This is a genomic window from Pinisolibacter sp. DMC19, assembly GCF_056313985.1.
The window spans coordinates 1-14,304 of the sequence record NZ_JBQUZF010000014.1 but is presented as its reverse complement, the minus strand read 5'-3'; the positions used below and the strand labels follow the sequence as shown (position 1 = coordinate 14,304).

Below are 14,304 nucleotides of genomic sequence, written 5' to 3'. Positions count from 1 at the left end.
ATCGCCAGCGTGATCCGGCGCGAGACCGGCTTCGTGGTGATCATCGACCTGGCCCGGCTGCTGTCGTCCACCGAAATAGCGACGCTCGCCGCCGTGCCGCCCGCCCCGAGGGCCGCCTGAGAGAGGGGGGCGTCGTCGCGACACCGATCCGACGACGCCTCCTCGGGGCACCACCGCCCGCCAATCCGACGCCTCCGGCCACGCCGGACGCAAACCGGGAGCACGACCGACGTGAGCCGAGCCGCAGCCGTCCGATCTTCCGACGAGGCCGATCGCCTCTCCTCCCGCGATTTCCAGCGCCTCGCCACCTTCATCAGCGATTACAGCGGCATCAAGATGCCGTCCGGCAAACAGGTGATGCTGGAGGGCCGCCTGCGCCGCCGCCTGAGGGCGACCGGTCACGAGACCTTCGCCGACTATTGCAGTTACCTCTTCGAAGAGGACGGGCTCGAGGCCGAGGCGATCTTCCTGATCGACGTCGTCACCACCAACAAGACCGACTTCTTCCGCGAGCCGACGCATTTCGACTTTCTCGCCAAACAGGCCCTGCCGGATCTGGCGGCCCGCGGGCTCACGTCCATCCGTGCCTGGAGCTCGGCCTGTTCGATCGGCGCCGAGCCCTACACGATGGCGATGGTCTTGGCCGAATTCGCCGCCGCCCACCGGCCGACCTCGTGGTTCGTGCTGGCGACCGATCTCTCCACCGACGTGTTGGAGACGGCGCGCCGCGGCATCTATCCACGCTCGATGCTCGATCCGGTGCCGACCGCCCTGCGCAAGAGCCACGTCCGCGTCGCCCGCCGGGATGACGAGGCGGTCGCCCGGATCGCCCCGGCGCTGCGCTCCAATGTCGGCTTCGCTCGCCTCAACCTGATGGACGAGGCCTATCGGGTGGGCGATCCGATGCACCTGATCTTCTGCCGCAACGTGCTGATCTATTTCGACAAGGAGACGCAGAAGCAGGTCCTGCACCGGCTCTGCGACAATCTCGTTCCGGGCGGCTACCTGTTCATCGGCCATTCCGAGAGCATTACCGGCTTCGACCTGCCGGTGAGGACCGTGTCGAATACCGTGTTCCAGAAACTGCCGGACGGAGCGCCCCGTCCGGCACCGATCCGACGGAGGACCTGAGATCATGGCCAAGCCCGTACGCGTCCTGATCGTCGACGATTCCGCCAGCGTCCGCCAGACGCTCGCCCAGGTCCTGTCGCAGGATCCCGAGATCGAGGTGACCGGCGTCGCCTCCGACCCCTACGTCGCCGCCCGGCGCATCGCCGAGGAGGTGCCCGACGTCATCACCCTCGACGTCGAGATGCCGCACATGGACGGCATCACCTTTCTCAAGAAGGTGATGTCGCAGCATCCGATCCCGGTGGTGATGTGTTCGTCGCTCACCCTCGAAGGGTCCGAGACGCTGATGCAGGCGCTCGAGGCCGGCGCCGTCGACATCATCGTCAAGCCGAAGATCGGTGCCGCCGACCATCTCGCCGAGAGCGCGATGATGATCTGCGAGACCGTCAAGGGCGCAGCCAAGGCCCGCATCCGCCGTCCCCGCGTCGGTTCGGCGCGCCCGGCCGAGGACCCGCGCGGATACGGCGCTCCCGCGCCCAAGCTCTCCGCCGACGCGGTGCTGCCGCCGGCGCGGCCCTCGGTCACCGGCGCCATGGCCAAGACCACCGAGATCGTCGTCTGCGTCGGCGCCTCGACCGGCGGTACCGAGGCGTTGCGCGACTTCCTCGTCGCGCTGCCGGCCAACTCTCCGGGCGTCGTCATCGTCCAGCACATGCCGGAGAAGTTCACCGCCGCCTTCGCCAAGCGCCTCGACGGCCTGTGCGAGGTCTCGGTCAAGGAGGCAGAGAACGGCGACCCCGTCCTGCGCGGCCACGTGCTGATCGCGCCCGGCGGCCGCCACACGTTGCTCGAGCGCCGCGGCGCCCGCTATCACGTGACGGTGCGCGACGGACCGTTGGTGTCGCGCCATCGCCCCTCGGTCGACGTGCTGTTCCGCTCCGCCGCCCGCGCCGCCGGGCCGAATGCGGTCGGCGTGATCATGACCGGCATGGGCGACGACGGCGCCCGCGGCATGCTCGAGATGAAGCAGGCCGGCGCCTACACGGTGGCGCAGAACGAGGACACCTGCGTCGTCTTCGGCATGCCGAAGGAGGCGATCGAGCTCGGCGGCGTCGACCGCATCGTCGCCCTCGACGACATCGCCCGCGAGATCCTGATCGCCCAGCAACGCGCCTGAGACCGGACCCGCGACGCCTCGCATTCCCGAGGCGTCGCGGGCAGTGATCAGGCGATCAGGTCGTCGGGCAGGAGCCTCTCGGGGAAGTTCTGATAGGCGACGGGACGCAGGAAACGCCGGATCGACAGCGTGCCGACGCTGGTCGCCCCGAAGTTGGAGCTAGCCGGCCAGGGGCCGCCGTGCACCATCGAATCGACCACCTCGACGCCGGTCGGGAAACCGTCGACGAGGATGCGACCGGCCTTGCGCTCGAGGATCGGCAAGAGCGACCGCGCCGCGGCGAGATCGGCATCGTCCATGTGCAGCGTCGCGGTGAGCTGACCTGCGAAACCGAGGGCGACGTCGCGCATCTCGGCGAGCGACCCGACCCGGACGACGAGGCCGAGCGGGCCGAAGACTTCGTCCTGCAGGCCGTGATCGGCGGCGAAGACCGCACCGGTGGTCTCGAAGAGCTGCGGCGACGCCGCCCTCCCCTCCGCCTCGGTCGCGACCACGGTTGCGACGCCCTCGGCCGCCGCGATACGGGCACGTCCCGCGCGATAGGCGGCGGCGATGCCGTCGGTCAGCATGGTCTGCGGCGCGACCTCGGCCAGCGCCGCGGAGGTCGCGGCGACGAAGCGATCGGCGTCGGGGCCGTCGATCACCACGGCGATGCCGGGATTGGTGCAGAACTGGCCGGCGCCGAGCGTCAGCGATCCCGCCCAGCCGGCACCCAGCGCCTCGGCCCGGGCGGCGAGCGCCGCCGGCATGAGGAACATCGGATTGACGCTGCCGAGCTCGCCGAAGAAGGGGATCGGCTCGGGCCGTGCGGCACAGAGGTCGAAGAGCGCCCGTCCACCGGCGAGCGAACCGGTGAAGCCGACCGCCTTGATGCGCGGATGGGTGACCAGCGCCTCGCCGACGGCACGCGCCCCGCCCTGGACCAGCGAGAACACGCCGGCCGGTACGCGACAGCGGAGGATCGCCGCATGGATCGCCTCGGCGACGATCTCGCCGGTGCCGGGATGGGCCGAATGGCCCTTCACCACCACCGGGCAACCGGCCGCCAGCGCCGCCGCGGTGTCACCGCCGGCGGTCGAGAAGGCGAGCGGGAAGTTCGAGGCGCCGAAGACCGCTACCGGGCCGATCGGCCGCTGGACGAGGCGGATCTCCGGCCGCGGCGCGGGCTGACGATCCGGCAGCGCCCGGTCGTGACGGCGATCGAGGTGCTTGCCGTCACGGATGTGGGCAGCGAAGAGACGGAGCTGGCCGACGGTGCGGCCGCGTTCGCCCTCGAGCCGGCCGGCAGGCAGGCCGGTCTCCTGCGTGCCGATCTCGGTGATCGCCGCACCGCGCGCCTCGATCTCTTCGGCGATCGCCTCGAGGAAGGCGGCGCGATCGGCCCGCGACGTCGCCGACCAGACCCAGAACGCCTCTTCCGCCGCCTCGCAGGCGCGATCGACGATCGCCGTCGTGCCGGCCGAGAAGAGATGCGCCGGGCCATGCGCCGGGGTGGAGACGAAATGCGCGTCGCCATCGACCCATTCGCCCGCGACGAGGTGCCTGCCGTGTGGTGTGAATGCCATGATCGTTCTCCGGTGCGCGGGGCGGCGCGATCGGCGAAAATGCCGAGGTGCGTTGACGACAAAACAAATACAGTATGTATGCAAAATCACAAGTCACGCGAAGGAGCGAGAGAGCGATGAGCGACGTCGAGATCGTCAGCATCGAGACCCTGGGCGAGCGCATCGCCGCGGTCTTCGTCGAGGCCGGGCTCTCGCCCGATCAGGCGCGCGCGGTCGCCCGCGTCATCGCCGCCGGCGAGCGCGACGGCTGCAAGTCGCACGGGCTCTATCGCATCGAGGGCTGTCTGAAGACGCTCGCCGCCGGCAAGGTCGTGCCCGATGCCGATCCGGTCGTCCGCGACGACGGATCGGCGGTGATCCGGGTCGAGGCCGGCGGCGGCTTCTCCTGCCTAGCCTTCGAGCGCGGCGCGGCCCTCCTCGCCGAACGCGCCAAGGCCCTCGGTCTCGCGGCGCTGGTGATCAACGACTGCACGCACTTTTCGGCCCTGTGGCCCGAGGTCGAGGCACTGACCGAGCGCGGCGTCGCGGCGCTGGCGATGTGCCCGAGCTATGCGACGGTGGCGGTGACCGGCGGCGACCGGCCGCTGCTCGGCACCAACCCGCTCGCCTTCGGCTGGCCGCGGCCGGACACGAACCCGTATGTCTTCGACTTCGCCACCTCGGTCGCCGCCCGCGGCGAGATCGAGCTGCGCCGCCGCGCCGGCGAGGCCCTGCCCGAGGGCTGGGCGATCGACGCCGAGGGTCGGCCGACCTCCGATCCGACGCAGGCGCTCGCCGGCGCCATGCTGCCCTTCGGCGGCCACAAGGGTTCGGCGATCTCGACGATGATCGAGCTTCTGGCCGGCGTGATGATCGGCGATCTCGACAGCCGCGGCGCCCTCGACCGCCTCGGCACGACGACGCTCGCGCCCGGCCACGGCGAGCTGATCCTCGCCTTCTCGCCCGAACGCTTCGCCGCCGGCCGGCCGGGCGATCCCTTCGCCCGCGCCGAAGCGCTGTTCGAGGCGATCGTCGGCCAGGGCGCGCGGTTGCCATCGCAGCGCCGCTACGCCGCCCGCGCCAAGGCGGCGAAGGACGGCATCACCCTCACGCCCGCGGAGGCCGCCCAGCTCCACCGCTTCGAGACGCTCGGCCTCGCCGCGCTCGGCTGAGGCGGCCACGAAAAGAAAAGGCCCGCCGGAGGGCGGGCCTTCGAACCGAACGCGAGAGATTTCGACCATTCGACCTCGTGCAGAGGCCCTTCATGCTGAGGTGCCCGGCCGCAGGTCGGGCCTCGAAGCGCGAAGGGCCGGCCCGTCGTGGCTTCGCCCTTCGAGGCCCGGCTCTGCCGGGCACCTCAGGGTGAAGCCGAACAGGGAGCGGGACCGACCGGCCTTCATGAGGACCGCGCCGCCCGCTCGCCTCACGGGCGGTAGGTCTGCACCGCGCCGGGGAGCTTCGACCAGTCGGCGTACCAGGTCTCGAACAGCGCCAGCTGGGTCTCGACGAAGCCGCGCTGGCTCGCCGTCAGGGCGTCGGTCTCGTTGAAGTGCAGCGTGTATTCCGGGTTGCCCTTCAGCACCATCATGTACTTGAAGAACAACACCAGATCCGGCCCCTCGTCGAAGGTCGAGAGCACCTTCATCGCCGCCTCCAGCTCCTGGGCGCGGACGCGGGCGTCGGCATCGCCCTTGGCGGCGGCCTGGGCCAGCGCCGTCAGGTGCAGCACTTCCTTCGGCAGCACGTTGCCGATGCCGGTGATCGAACCGGTGGCGCCGCAGTTGACGAAGCCGTGGAAGACCGCGGTGTCGACGCCGATCATCAGCGTCACGCCGTCGCCGCCGCTGGTGATGTTTTCGGCCGCGTAGCTCATGTCGGCCGGGCCGCCGAACTCCTTGAAGCCGACCAGATTGGGATGCTCGGCACGCAGTGCGAAAAAGAGATCGGCGCGGGTGGCGAAGCCGTAGTAGGGGCTGTTGTAGATCACCGCCGGCAGGTCGGGCGCCGCCGAGAGGATCGCCTTGAAGTGGGCGCGCTGCGCCGCGATCGACGATCCGCGCGACAGAACGCGCGGGATGACCATCAGGCCCTTGGCTCCGACCTTCTGGGCATGGGCGGCGATCGCCACGGCCGAGGCGGTGTTGATCGCGCCGGTGCCGACGACCACCGGAATGCCGGCGGCCGTGAGCCGCGCCACGCCTTCCATGCGCTGCGCGTCGGTGAGGAGCGGCCAGTCGCCCATCGAACCGCAATAGACCACCGCCGACATGCCGGCCGCCATCAGCTCTTCGCCCTTGCGCACCAGCGCGTCGAAGTCCGGCGTGCGGTCGGCCTTGCACGGCGTCATCAGGGCGGGAATGCAACCTGTGAAGATGTTGGACGTCATCGGGGGCTCCTTGGTTTCCCGCCACGAGGGACGGTCGAGAGCGGGCGTCGGACGCCCGGCCACCGACCTGATCTGGGTGGAGACATACATTGTATTTTTGTTGTCGACAAGATCTCGCCGACGCGGACCACCCCTGCAAGGCCCGTTCGGTCCCCCTCCCACGCCCTCAGAGCGGCACGGTCTGGCGCCGATCGCGGGCGATCAACTGCTGGATCTGTTGGACGATCTGGTCGGCATGCGCGGTCGCCAGCCGGTCGGCGGCGGCGACGTCGCGCGTCGCGATCGCCTCGATGATGGCGTCGTGCTCGTCGGCGTAGCGGGCCGGCAGCCGGTCGTCGAAGGACGAGTAGTAGATCCGGAGGATGCGTCGCCCCTCGTCGAGCAGCCGGCAGAACAGCGCGAGATAGTAGGGATTGCGCCCCGCCTCGGCGATCGTGGCGTGGAAGTCGCGGTTGGTGGCGATCATCGCCAGCGCGTCCTCGGCGGCGACGGCGGCGGCGAAGTCGGCCTGTCGCGCCCGGATCGCCTCGAGATCGCCCGGCCGGTGATGTTCGGCGGCGAGCCGCGTGGTGACGCGGTACATCAGCGTCATCGCGTCGAAGAACGTGTGCAGGTTGAGGAAGTCGATGTTGGAGACGACCGTCGAGCGGTTGGGCAGCGTCGTCACCAGCCCCTCGCCGGCGAGCCTCACCAGCGCCTCGCGGATCGGCGTGCGCGACATCGACAGCCGCTCGGCGAGCTGGATCTCGTCGATCGGAGCGCCCGGCGGCAGCACCAGGTCGAGGATCTCGTCGCGCAGGATGTCGTAGACGAGCTTCACGCCCTCGCCGCGTCGCCGTTCGACCGGCGCGCCATCCGTCCTGTCCTTCATCGTATCGCCCCACCAACGGCCGATCGCTCGGCCGGAATCGTCAAAACACGACCGCTTCAGCCCTTGCGGACCCCTTCGAGGAAGTCGAGCAGCGACCGCCCCGCTCCCAGGATGTGCGCCCGGGTCAGTTCCGCCGCCAGATCGGCGTCGCGCGCGACGCAGGCCTCGACGATCGCCTGATGCTCGCGCCGCGCCCGGTCCATGCCCGAGGTCAGCGTCAGCTGGAGCCGCTGGTAGCGCTCGATCCGGTTCAGCGCAGAATCGACCACCTGCAGGAAATAGGGCCGGCCGCAGTCGCGATAGAGCATGTAGTGGAGCTGGCGATTGAGGTGGCCCCAGTTCTTCGGGTCCTCCTCGTGGCCGAAGCGGTCGGCGTAGTCGCGGGCGAGGTCGAGCGACTCCTGCGAGGCGACGCCCACCGAGTGGCGCACCACCTCCGGCTCGATCAGCGAGCGGAACTCGAAGATCTCCTCGATCTCGTCGAGCGACAGCGAGGCGACGACGGCGCCGCGATAGCGCTGCGTGGTGACGAGCCCCTGCTCCTCGAGCCGGGTCAGCGCCTCGCGCACCGGGATGCGGCTGACGTTGAACATCCGCGCGATGTTGTCCTGCCGGAGAACCTCGCCCTCGGCCAGGGTGCCGTCGGTGATCCCCTCGCGCAACGCGTCGAAGATCACGTCCGCCGGCGACGCCAACTGGGCCAGGTCCTGGGCTCTGATCTGCATCTCGCTCTCGCCTTCCAAACGAAATCCGATTTTCGGCACGGGTCGCGTGTCTGTCCAGCCCGTGATGCGCGATTGGGCAATTCGTGCCCAATTTTGTGTATTGAATATTGGATCCAATTCTGAAAGCCTGAGGTCGTCATGGATCGGATCCGCGATCGGATATCCGTTTAGGAGGGATTGGAATGAGCATGAAAAAGGGCCTCGGCCTCTTCGCGAGCCTCGCGTGCTTCGCGCTCGCCACCGTCGGACCGGCCAAGGCCGACAAGCTCGACGACATCATCGCCTCCGGCAAGCTGCGCTGCGCCGCCGTTCTCGACTTCCCGCCGATGGGCTCGCGCAATGCGGCCAACGAGCCGATCGGCTTCGACGTCGACTATTGCAACGACCTCGCCAAGGCGCTCGGCGTGAAGGCCGAGATCGTCGAGACGCCCTTCCCCGATCGCATCCCCGCCCTCGTCTCCGGCCGCGTCGACGTCGGCGTCGCCTCGACCTCCGACACGCTCGAGCGCGCCAAGACGGTCGGCTTCTCGATCCCCTATTTCGCCTTCCAGATGGTCATCCTGACCAAGGACGGCCTCGGCCTCGCCACCTACGACCAGCTCAAGGGCCGCAAGACCGGCTCGGTCTCCGGCACCTTCGAAGCGCTCGCCCTCGAGGCCGACGTCAAGAAGTGGGCCGATGCCAAGGGCTCGTTCCGCGGCTACCAGACCCAGGCCGACGTCTTCCTCGCCCTCTCGCAGGGCCAGATCGAAGCGACCGTCGTCACCTCGACCGTCGCCGCCGCGATCATCAAGGAAGGCAAGTACAAGGGCTTCGTCATGACCGGCACCGCGCCCTACGTGACGGACTACGTCTCGCTGATCGCGCTGCGGCAGGACCAGGGCTTCATCAACTATCTGAACCTGTTCGTGAACCAGCAGGTCCGCACCGGCCGCTACAAGGAACTCTGGGACAAGTGGGTCGGCCTCGGCGACGCGCCGAACCTGACCGTCCCCGGCGTCTATCGCTGAGCCTCGCCTCCGGGAGGGCGCGCGCCGCCCTCCCCGCTCCACATGATCGGTCGGGCGCAAGCGCCCGCTCCTCGGCCGGCCGCCACGCGGCCGCGCCATGCTCGACGGGGTCGCGATGAACTATACGTTCCACTGGTTGCCGGCCTTCCGCGCCCTGCCCGACATGCTGGCCGGCGCACTGGTCACGCTCGAGGTCGCGGCCGTGTCGATGCTGCTCGGCACCGTCTTCGCCATCCTCCTCGCCGTGGCGAGCGGCTCGCGTCATCGCGCGCTGCGGGCGATCGCCGTGACCTGGGTCGAGGTCGCGCGCAACACGCCGAGCCTCTTCCAGGTCTACATGGCCTATTTCGGCCTCGGCTCGCTCGGGCTCCATCTCGATTCCATGCCGGCGCTCTTGGCGGGTCTCACCTTCAACAACGCCGGTTATCTCGCCGAGACGCTCCGCGGTGGCCTGCGCGCCGTGCCGGAGACGCAGGTGCGCGCCGCCCGCTCGCTCGGCATGGGCGCGTTCCAGACCTTCCGGCTGATCGTGCTGCCGCAGCTCTTCCGTGTCGTCTTCCATCCGCTGACCAACCAGATGGTCTGGGCGATCCTGATGACCTCGCTCGGCGTCGTCGTCGGCCTCAACGACGACCTCACCGGCGTGACCCAGCAGCTCAACGTCAAGTCGTTCCGCACCTTCGAGTATTTCGCCCTCGCCGCGGCGATCTACTACGGCCTCGCCAAGGCGGTGACGCTCGCCGCCCGCCTCGCCGCCTGGCGCCTGTTCCGCTACTGAGGGAGACCGGAATGTTCGAAACCTCCTTCGGGCTCAACGAACTCGTCTTCATGCTGAAGGGCGCCGGCGTCACCCTCGCCCTCACCTTCTGGGCGGTTCTCGGCGGCACGTTGCTCGGCGTCGTCTTCGGCCTCCTCCGCGCCTCCGCCCCGTGGTGGGTCGGCGCAGCGCTCGGCCTCGTCCTCGACGTCTTCCGCTCGGTGCCGCTGCTGATCCAGTTCGTGCTGGCCAATGCCTTCAAGCCGATGATCGGCCTGCAGGCGAGCACCTTCACCATCGCCTGCATCGTGCTGGCGCTCTACACCGCCGCCTATTGCACCGAGATCGTGCGCGCCGGCGTGCTGTCGGTGCCGGCGACGACCCGGCGCGCCGCGCGGTCGCTCGGGCTGACGGCCATCCAGGACCTGCGCCACATCGTCTTCCCGATCGCGCTGCGCGTCGCCCTGCCCAACTGGATCGGCCTGACGCTCGGCGTGATGAAGGACTGCTCGCTCGTGCTGTGGATCGGCATCATCGAGCTGCTGCGCTCGTCGCAGATCGTCGTCACCCGCCTCCAGGAACCGCTGCTGGTCCTGTCGATCGCCGGGGCGATCTACTTCCTCATGAGCTTCCCGATCGCTCGCCTCGGCGCGCGTCTCGAAAACGGATGGCGCAATCAATGATCGAGATTCAGGACATCCACAAATCCTTCGGCCCGCTCGAGGTTCTGAAGGGCGTCTCGATGACCGTCGACCGCGGCGAAGTGGTCTCGGTGATCGGCGGCTCGGGCTCGGGCAAGTCGACGATGCTGATGTGCATCAACGGCCTCGAGCCGATCGCCTCCGGCCGCATCCTGGTCGACGGCGTCGACGTCCACGACAAGAAGACCAATCTCGACAAGCTCCGCCGCAAGATCGGTATCGTCTTCCAGCAGTGGAACGCCTTCCCGCATCTGACCGTGCTCGAGAACGTCATGCTGGCGCCGCGCAAGGTGCTCGGCAAGTCGAAGGTCGAGGCGGAGGAGATCGCGGTGCAGCAGCTGCGCCACGTCGGTCTCGGCGAGAAGCTGACGGTCTTCCCCTCGAAGCTCTCCGGCGGCCAGCAGCAGCGCATGGCGATCGCCCGCGCGCTCGCCATGTCGCCCGACTACATGCTGTTCGACGAGGTGACCTCGGCCCTCGATCCGCAGCTCGTGGGTGAGGTGCTCGACACGCTGCGCATGCTGTCGTCGGAAGGCATGACGATGATCGTCGTCACCCACGAGATCCGCTTCGCCCGCGACGTCTCCGACCGGGTCGCCTTCTTCCACAAGGGCAAGATCCTCGAGGTCGGCCATCCCGATCAGGTGATCGGCGAGCCGCGCGAACCCGAGACGATCGAGTTCCTGAAGTCGGTGCTCTGACGTTCCAGCTTCCCCCCCGGTCTTCCCGGGACCGAAACCGATCGGGCGGCATCGCGAGATGCCGCCCGAACCGTTTTCACCAGGCGTCGCGCCGTCGTCAGCCGAAGAAGCCGCGATCGAAGCGCTCGACCGCGAAGGCCGAGAGATCGACCGCCGGCGCCTCGTCGGTCGCGAGCTGCGCGACGATCTCGCCGGTGATCGGGCCGAGCGTCAGCCCCAGATGCTGGTGGCCGAAGGCATAGAGCACGCGGGCATCCTTCGTGCTGCGGCCGATCGCCGGCAGATAGTCCGGCAGCGTCGGCCGCGAGCCCCACCAGGTGGTGACATCGTCGCCGAAGGGGATGCCGAGTTCGGCGACGTGATGGCGCAGGCGGTCCCACTTGCGCGGATCGGGCGGCGCGTCGTGGCGCGAGAACTCGACGAAACTCGTCGCCCGGACGCCGGAGGAGAAGCCCGAGACCACCACCGCGCGATCCTCGAACACCACCGGCGGCAGATCGCTCGGCCAGCGCCAGCGCGCCGAGGCCGACTGGATGTGATAGCCGCGCTCGGCGACGATCGGCACGCGGTGACCGAGCGGCACCATCAGCTCGGCCGAGCGCACGCCGGCGGTGACGACGACGAGATCGGTGCCCGCTCGCGCGATCGTCTCGGGGCCGGCGACGCCGGTCTCGATCCGCCCGCCGGCGGCGACGAAGGCCTTTCGCATCGCCTCCAGCACCGCGCCGGGATCGGCGACGCTCGCCGTTCCCTCGTAACGCATCGCGTCGACGATCGGCCGGGCGACCGCTCCGACGAGGCGAGCGCGCTGCTCGGGGGGAAGGTCGTGGCAGGAGACGGCGTCGGAGGCCGGCCGGGCGAGGGCGCGGCGGCCGCGTTCCGCCGAGGCGCCGCTCTCCCAGGCGACGATGTGGCCGGTCTCGCGCAGCAGATCGGGCGCCCCGATCGCCGCCGCCCGCCGCCGCCACGCCGCCAGTGCCGGGGCGAGGAGCCCGCCGAGCGCCCGCTTGCCGCGGGCGAAACGGGCGGGCGATCCGGCGGCGAGCAGGCGCAGGCCGAAGGGCAGCCAGGTTCCGATCGCCGACGGCGGAAAGCCGACCGGACCGCCGAAGATCGTCAGCCGCTTCGGCATCTGCAGCGCCATGCGCCACGACGCCATCGGCTCGACCTGTTCGACCGCGACGTGGCCGACGTTGCCCCAGGAGGCCGGCGGCCGTTCCGGCGCGTCGTCGAGGAGGACCACCGCGAAACCGCGGTCGAGGAGCGAAAGCGCCGAGGAGAGGCCGACGATGCCGCCGCCGATGACCAGGACCGAACGAGGGCTCATGACGTCACCCCAGACCGTGCGGGAAGGGATCGGTCGGATCGAGGATCAGCGTCGCTTCCGCCGTGACCCAGGCCCGGCCGGTGATGCGGGGGCGGACCGTGCCGCCCTCGCCCGGCTGGTAGACGCCGGTGAAGCGGCTGCCGACGATGCTCTCCTGCACCCAGGACTCGCCCGGCGCCAGTTCGCCGTGGGCGGCGAGGCAGGCGAGCTTGGCGCTGGTGCCGGTGCCGCAGGGCGAACGGTCGTAGGCGTCGCCCGGGCAGAGCACGAAGTTGCGGCTGTTCGCCCCGTTCGTGCCCTTCTGGAAGAACTCGACGTGGTCGATCTCCGCCCCGTCGGCGCCGGTGATCCCGGCCGCGACCAGCGCCGCCCGCACCGCACGCGAGGCCGCGGTCAGCCGCGGGATCTCGGCATAGTCGAGGGCGCAGGGGGCATCCTCGGTCAGGAAGAACCAGTTGCCGCCCCAGGCGACGTCGCCGGTGACGCGGCCGAGCCCCTCGACCTCGAGGCTCACGCCGGAGGCGTGCAGCCGCGCCGGCACGTTGTCGATCGAGACGGTGTTGCGATCCTCGAGCGTTGCCGTGACGACGCCGACCGGCGTCTCGATGCGGTGGACGCCCGGCCCGATCCGCCCCATGTGGGCGAGGGTGACGACGGCGCCGATGGTGCCGTGGCCGCACATGCCGAGATAGCCGGCGTTGTTGTAGAAGATGAGGCCCGCCGCGCAGGTCGGATCGACCGGCTCGCACAGCAGCGCGCCGACGATCGCGTCGAAACCGCGCGGCTCGTTCAGCGAAAACCGGCGGACATGGTCGAAACGTTCGGCGAAGATGCGCCGCCGCTCGGAAAGCGGTCCCCGGCCCAGATCCGGGCCGCCGTCGACGACCAGCCGGGTCGGCTCGCCTTCGGTGTGGGAATCGACGATCTTCATCGGCACGGTTCTCCTGGGATGGTATTTCACCCGAGCATGGTGACCGATCGTGCCCGGTCCGTCTTGGCGGAAAGCCGGCCGCGCATTCGCAATTCGGCACAGACGCGAGCCCGACGCATGGAACCCCTCTCCTCGATCGCCCTGGCGCTCGCCCAGACGCTGACCGCCGACGATCTCTTCGACGCGGTGTCCGACACGGTCTACTTCGTCAAGGATCGCGACGGCCGCTACACCGCGATGAACCAGACGCTGGTCACCCGCACCGGCCGCACCGACAAGGCGGCGCTGATCGGCCGCACCGCCGACGAGGTCTTCCCCGGCGCCCTCGGCCGCCGCATCGCCGAGCAGGATCGGGCGATCACCGAACAGGGCCGCATCCTGACCGCCGAACTGGAGCTCCATCTCCACGCCGACGGCAGCGAGGGCTGGTGCCTCACCTGGAAGACGCCGCTGCGCGCCGCCGACGGGGCGATTGTCGGCCTCTTCGGCATGTCGCGCGACGTCCGCCCCGGCGCCGAGGGCGCGGAGGAGACCCGCACCCTCTCCGAGGCGCTCGCCCACGCCCGCGCCCATCTCGACCGGCCGCTCCGGATCGCCGATCTCGCCGCGCGCGCCGGCCTTTCCGCCTTCCGCTTCGACCAGCGCATCCGCCAGCTCTTCGGCATGTCGGCCGGCCAATGGGTGACGCGCCTGCGCATCGACCACGCTCGCGACCGGCTGCGCCATTCGACGGTGCCGATCAGCGAAATCGCCATCGAATGCGGCTACGCCGACCAGACCGCCTTCTCGCGCCAGTTCCGCAAGACGGTCCATCTGAGCCCGCTGAAGTACCGGCTGCTCCACCGCTCCTGACGCGCCGTGCGGGGGGGGACGGAACCGCGCGCTCTGCACCGCGAGCCAAGCCGGGAACACCGCGCGTCCATTGCCCGTCGGGCAGGGTGAAGCGGATGGCCGACCGCCCCCAACCGTTCGCCTCTTGAACGCGAAAAGCCCCTCCGGGAGCGATCCTGGAGGGGCCTTTTTGTTTGGTTGCGGGGGCCAGATTTGAACTGACGACCTTCAGGTTATGAGCCTGACGAGCTACCGGGCTGCTCCACCCCGCG

At 69.7% G+C, this 14,304-nt stretch carries 14 protein-coding genes, 1 tRNA gene and 1 pseudogene; 9 read left to right on the top strand and 7 right to left on the bottom strand.

From position 1 onward, the window contains the following. From ACT53U_RS19520 to ACT53U_RS19510, 3 genes and pseudogenes are all read left to right on the top strand, one after another. Positions 1-120, top strand: a pseudogene (locus tag ACT53U_RS19520) (chemotaxis protein CheW); the annotation flags it as partial. Positions 121-231: 111 nt separating this feature from the next. Further along, a complete protein-coding gene (locus ACT53U_RS19515; RefSeq protein ID WP_476157605.1) occupies positions 232-1,131 on the top strand; it encodes a CheR family methyltransferase in 900 nt (299 codons plus the stop codon). Positions 1,132-1,135: 4 nt separating this feature from the next. Continuing rightward, the gene (locus tag ACT53U_RS19510; protein ID WP_476157603.1) at positions 1,136-2,248 is read left to right on the top strand and encodes a protein-glutamate methylesterase/protein-glutamine glutaminase; all 1,113 of its coding nucleotides are present in this window, start codon (positions 1,136-1,138) and stop codon (positions 2,246-2,248) included. 47 nt (positions 2,249-2,295) lie between these two features. Here ACT53U_RS19510 and ACT53U_RS19505 read toward each other — a convergent pair whose 3' ends face one another. Next, positions 2,296-3,813 carry an aldehyde dehydrogenase (NADP(+)) gene (locus ACT53U_RS19505; RefSeq protein WP_476157601.1) on the bottom strand — a complete coding sequence of 506 codons (1,518 nt, stop codon included), beginning with the start codon at positions 3,811-3,813 and terminating at the stop codon, positions 2,296-2,298. A 116-nt stretch (positions 3,814-3,929) separates the two neighbouring features. On the opposite strand from ACT53U_RS19505, the gene ACT53U_RS19500 reads away from it, so the two are divergent. Beyond that, positions 3,930-4,964: an Ldh family oxidoreductase gene (locus tag ACT53U_RS19500; protein ID WP_476157599.1), complete on the top strand. Its 1,035-nt coding sequence runs from the start codon at positions 3,930-3,932 to the stop codon at positions 4,962-4,964. A 251-nt stretch (positions 4,965-5,215) separates the two neighbouring features. Here the strand turns inward: ACT53U_RS19500 and ACT53U_RS19495 are convergent, their stop codons facing one another. The 3 genes from ACT53U_RS19495 to ACT53U_RS19485 form a co-directional block, all read right to left on the bottom strand. Then, positions 5,216-6,178 carry a dihydrodipicolinate synthase family protein gene (locus ACT53U_RS19495; protein ID WP_476157597.1) on the bottom strand — a complete coding sequence of 321 codons (963 nt, stop codon included), beginning with the start codon at positions 6,176-6,178 and terminating at the stop codon, positions 5,216-5,218. 166 nt (positions 6,179-6,344) lie between these two features. After that, positions 6,345-7,049 carry a GntR family transcriptional regulator gene (locus tag ACT53U_RS19490; protein ID WP_476157595.1) on the bottom strand — a complete coding sequence of 235 codons (705 nt, stop codon included), beginning with the start codon at positions 7,047-7,049 and terminating at the stop codon, positions 6,345-6,347. Positions 7,050-7,105: 56 nt separating this feature from the next. After that, positions 7,106-7,774, bottom strand: coding sequence for a GntR family transcriptional regulator (locus ACT53U_RS19485; RefSeq protein ID WP_476157593.1), 669 nt, complete (start codon positions 7,772-7,774; stop codon positions 7,106-7,108). A 188-nt stretch (positions 7,775-7,962) separates the two neighbouring features. On the opposite strand from ACT53U_RS19485, the gene ACT53U_RS19480 reads away from it, so the two are divergent. The 4 genes from ACT53U_RS19480 to ACT53U_RS19465 all read left to right on the top strand — a co-directional run bounded on the left by ACT53U_RS19480 (position 7,963) and on the right by ACT53U_RS19465 (position 10,943). Next, complete coding sequence (locus ACT53U_RS19480; RefSeq protein ID WP_476139311.1) at positions 7,963-8,784, top strand: ABC transporter substrate-binding protein; 822 nt, start codon at positions 7,963-7,965, stop codon at positions 8,782-8,784. A 115-nt stretch (positions 8,785-8,899) separates the two neighbouring features. Continuing rightward, entirely contained in the window at positions 8,900-9,562 is a 663-nt protein-coding gene (locus tag ACT53U_RS19475) for an amino acid ABC transporter permease (protein WP_476139309.1), read from the top strand. An 11-nt stretch (positions 9,563-9,573) separates the two neighbouring features. Beyond that, positions 9,574-10,224 (top strand): amino acid ABC transporter permease, encoded by a 651-nt coding sequence (locus tag ACT53U_RS19470; RefSeq protein WP_476157591.1) that lies wholly within the window; start codon positions 9,574-9,576, stop codon positions 10,222-10,224. Then, positions 10,221-10,943, top strand: a complete 723-nt coding sequence (locus ACT53U_RS19465; protein ID WP_476157590.1) for an amino acid ABC transporter ATP-binding protein — start codon at positions 10,221-10,223, stop codon at positions 10,941-10,943. The genes ACT53U_RS19470 and ACT53U_RS19465 overlap by 4 nt, the downstream gene beginning before the upstream one ends. 97 nt (positions 10,944-11,040) lie before the next feature. On the opposite strand, the gene ACT53U_RS19460 is transcribed toward ACT53U_RS19465, so the two are convergent. Together ACT53U_RS19460 and ACT53U_RS19455 are read right to left on the bottom strand one after the other, a co-directional pair. Further along, complete coding sequence (locus ACT53U_RS19460; protein WP_476157588.1) at positions 11,041-12,270, bottom strand: NAD(P)/FAD-dependent oxidoreductase; 1,230 nt, start codon at positions 12,268-12,270, stop codon at positions 11,041-11,043. A gap of 4 nt (positions 12,271-12,274) precedes the next feature. Further along, on the bottom strand, positions 12,275-13,201 hold the full coding sequence (locus ACT53U_RS19455) for a 4-hydroxyproline epimerase (RefSeq protein WP_476157586.1): 927 nt from the start codon (positions 13,199-13,201) through the stop codon (positions 12,275-12,277). 117 nt (positions 13,202-13,318) lie between these two features. Between ACT53U_RS19455 and ACT53U_RS19450 the strand changes: the two genes are divergently transcribed. Further along, positions 13,319-14,053 (top strand): PAS domain-containing protein, encoded by a 735-nt coding sequence (locus ACT53U_RS19450; RefSeq protein ID WP_476157584.1) that lies wholly within the window; start codon positions 13,319-13,321, stop codon positions 14,051-14,053. 174 nt (positions 14,054-14,227) lie between these two features. Here the strand turns inward: ACT53U_RS19450 and ACT53U_RS19445 are convergent. After that, positions 14,228-14,304 (bottom strand) — tRNA-Met (locus ACT53U_RS19445).

Coding starts and splice junctions, on each gene's coding strand:
- ACT53U_RS19510 (WP_476157603.1), top strand. CDS start 1,136: ATGGCCAAGCCCGTACGCGTCCTGATCGTCGACGATTCCGCCAGCGTC.
- ACT53U_RS19505 (WP_476157601.1), bottom strand. CDS start 3,813: ATGGCATTCACACCACACGGCAGGCACCTCGTCGCGGGCGAATGGGTC.
- ACT53U_RS19500 (WP_476157599.1), top strand. CDS start 3,930: ATGAGCGACGTCGAGATCGTCAGCATCGAGACCCTGGGCGAGCGCATC.
- ACT53U_RS19495 (WP_476157597.1), bottom strand. CDS start 6,178: ATGACGTCCAACATCTTCACAGGTTGCATTCCCGCCCTGATGACGCCG.
- ACT53U_RS19490 (WP_476157595.1), bottom strand. CDS start 7,049: ATGAAGGACAGGACGGATGGCGCGCCGGTCGAACGGCGACGCGGCGAG.
- ACT53U_RS19485 (WP_476157593.1), bottom strand. CDS start 7,774: ATGCAGATCAGAGCCCAGGACCTGGCCCAGTTGGCGTCGCCGGCGGAC.
- ACT53U_RS19480 (WP_476139311.1), top strand. CDS start 7,963: ATGAAAAAGGGCCTCGGCCTCTTCGCGAGCCTCGCGTGCTTCGCGCTC.
- ACT53U_RS19475 (WP_476139309.1), top strand. CDS start 8,900: ATGAACTATACGTTCCACTGGTTGCCGGCCTTCCGCGCCCTGCCCGAC.
- ACT53U_RS19470 (WP_476157591.1), top strand. CDS start 9,574: ATGTTCGAAACCTCCTTCGGGCTCAACGAACTCGTCTTCATGCTGAAG.
- ACT53U_RS19465 (WP_476157590.1), top strand. CDS start 10,221: ATGATCGAGATTCAGGACATCCACAAATCCTTCGGCCCGCTCGAGGTT.
- ACT53U_RS19460 (WP_476157588.1), bottom strand. CDS start 12,270: ATGAGCCCTCGTTCGGTCCTGGTCATCGGCGGCGGCATCGTCGGCCTC.
- ACT53U_RS19455 (WP_476157586.1), bottom strand. CDS start 13,201: ATGAAGATCGTCGATTCCCACACCGAAGGCGAGCCGACCCGGCTGGTC.
- ACT53U_RS19450 (WP_476157584.1), top strand. CDS start 13,319: ATGGAACCCCTCTCCTCGATCGCCCTGGCGCTCGCCCAGACGCTGACC.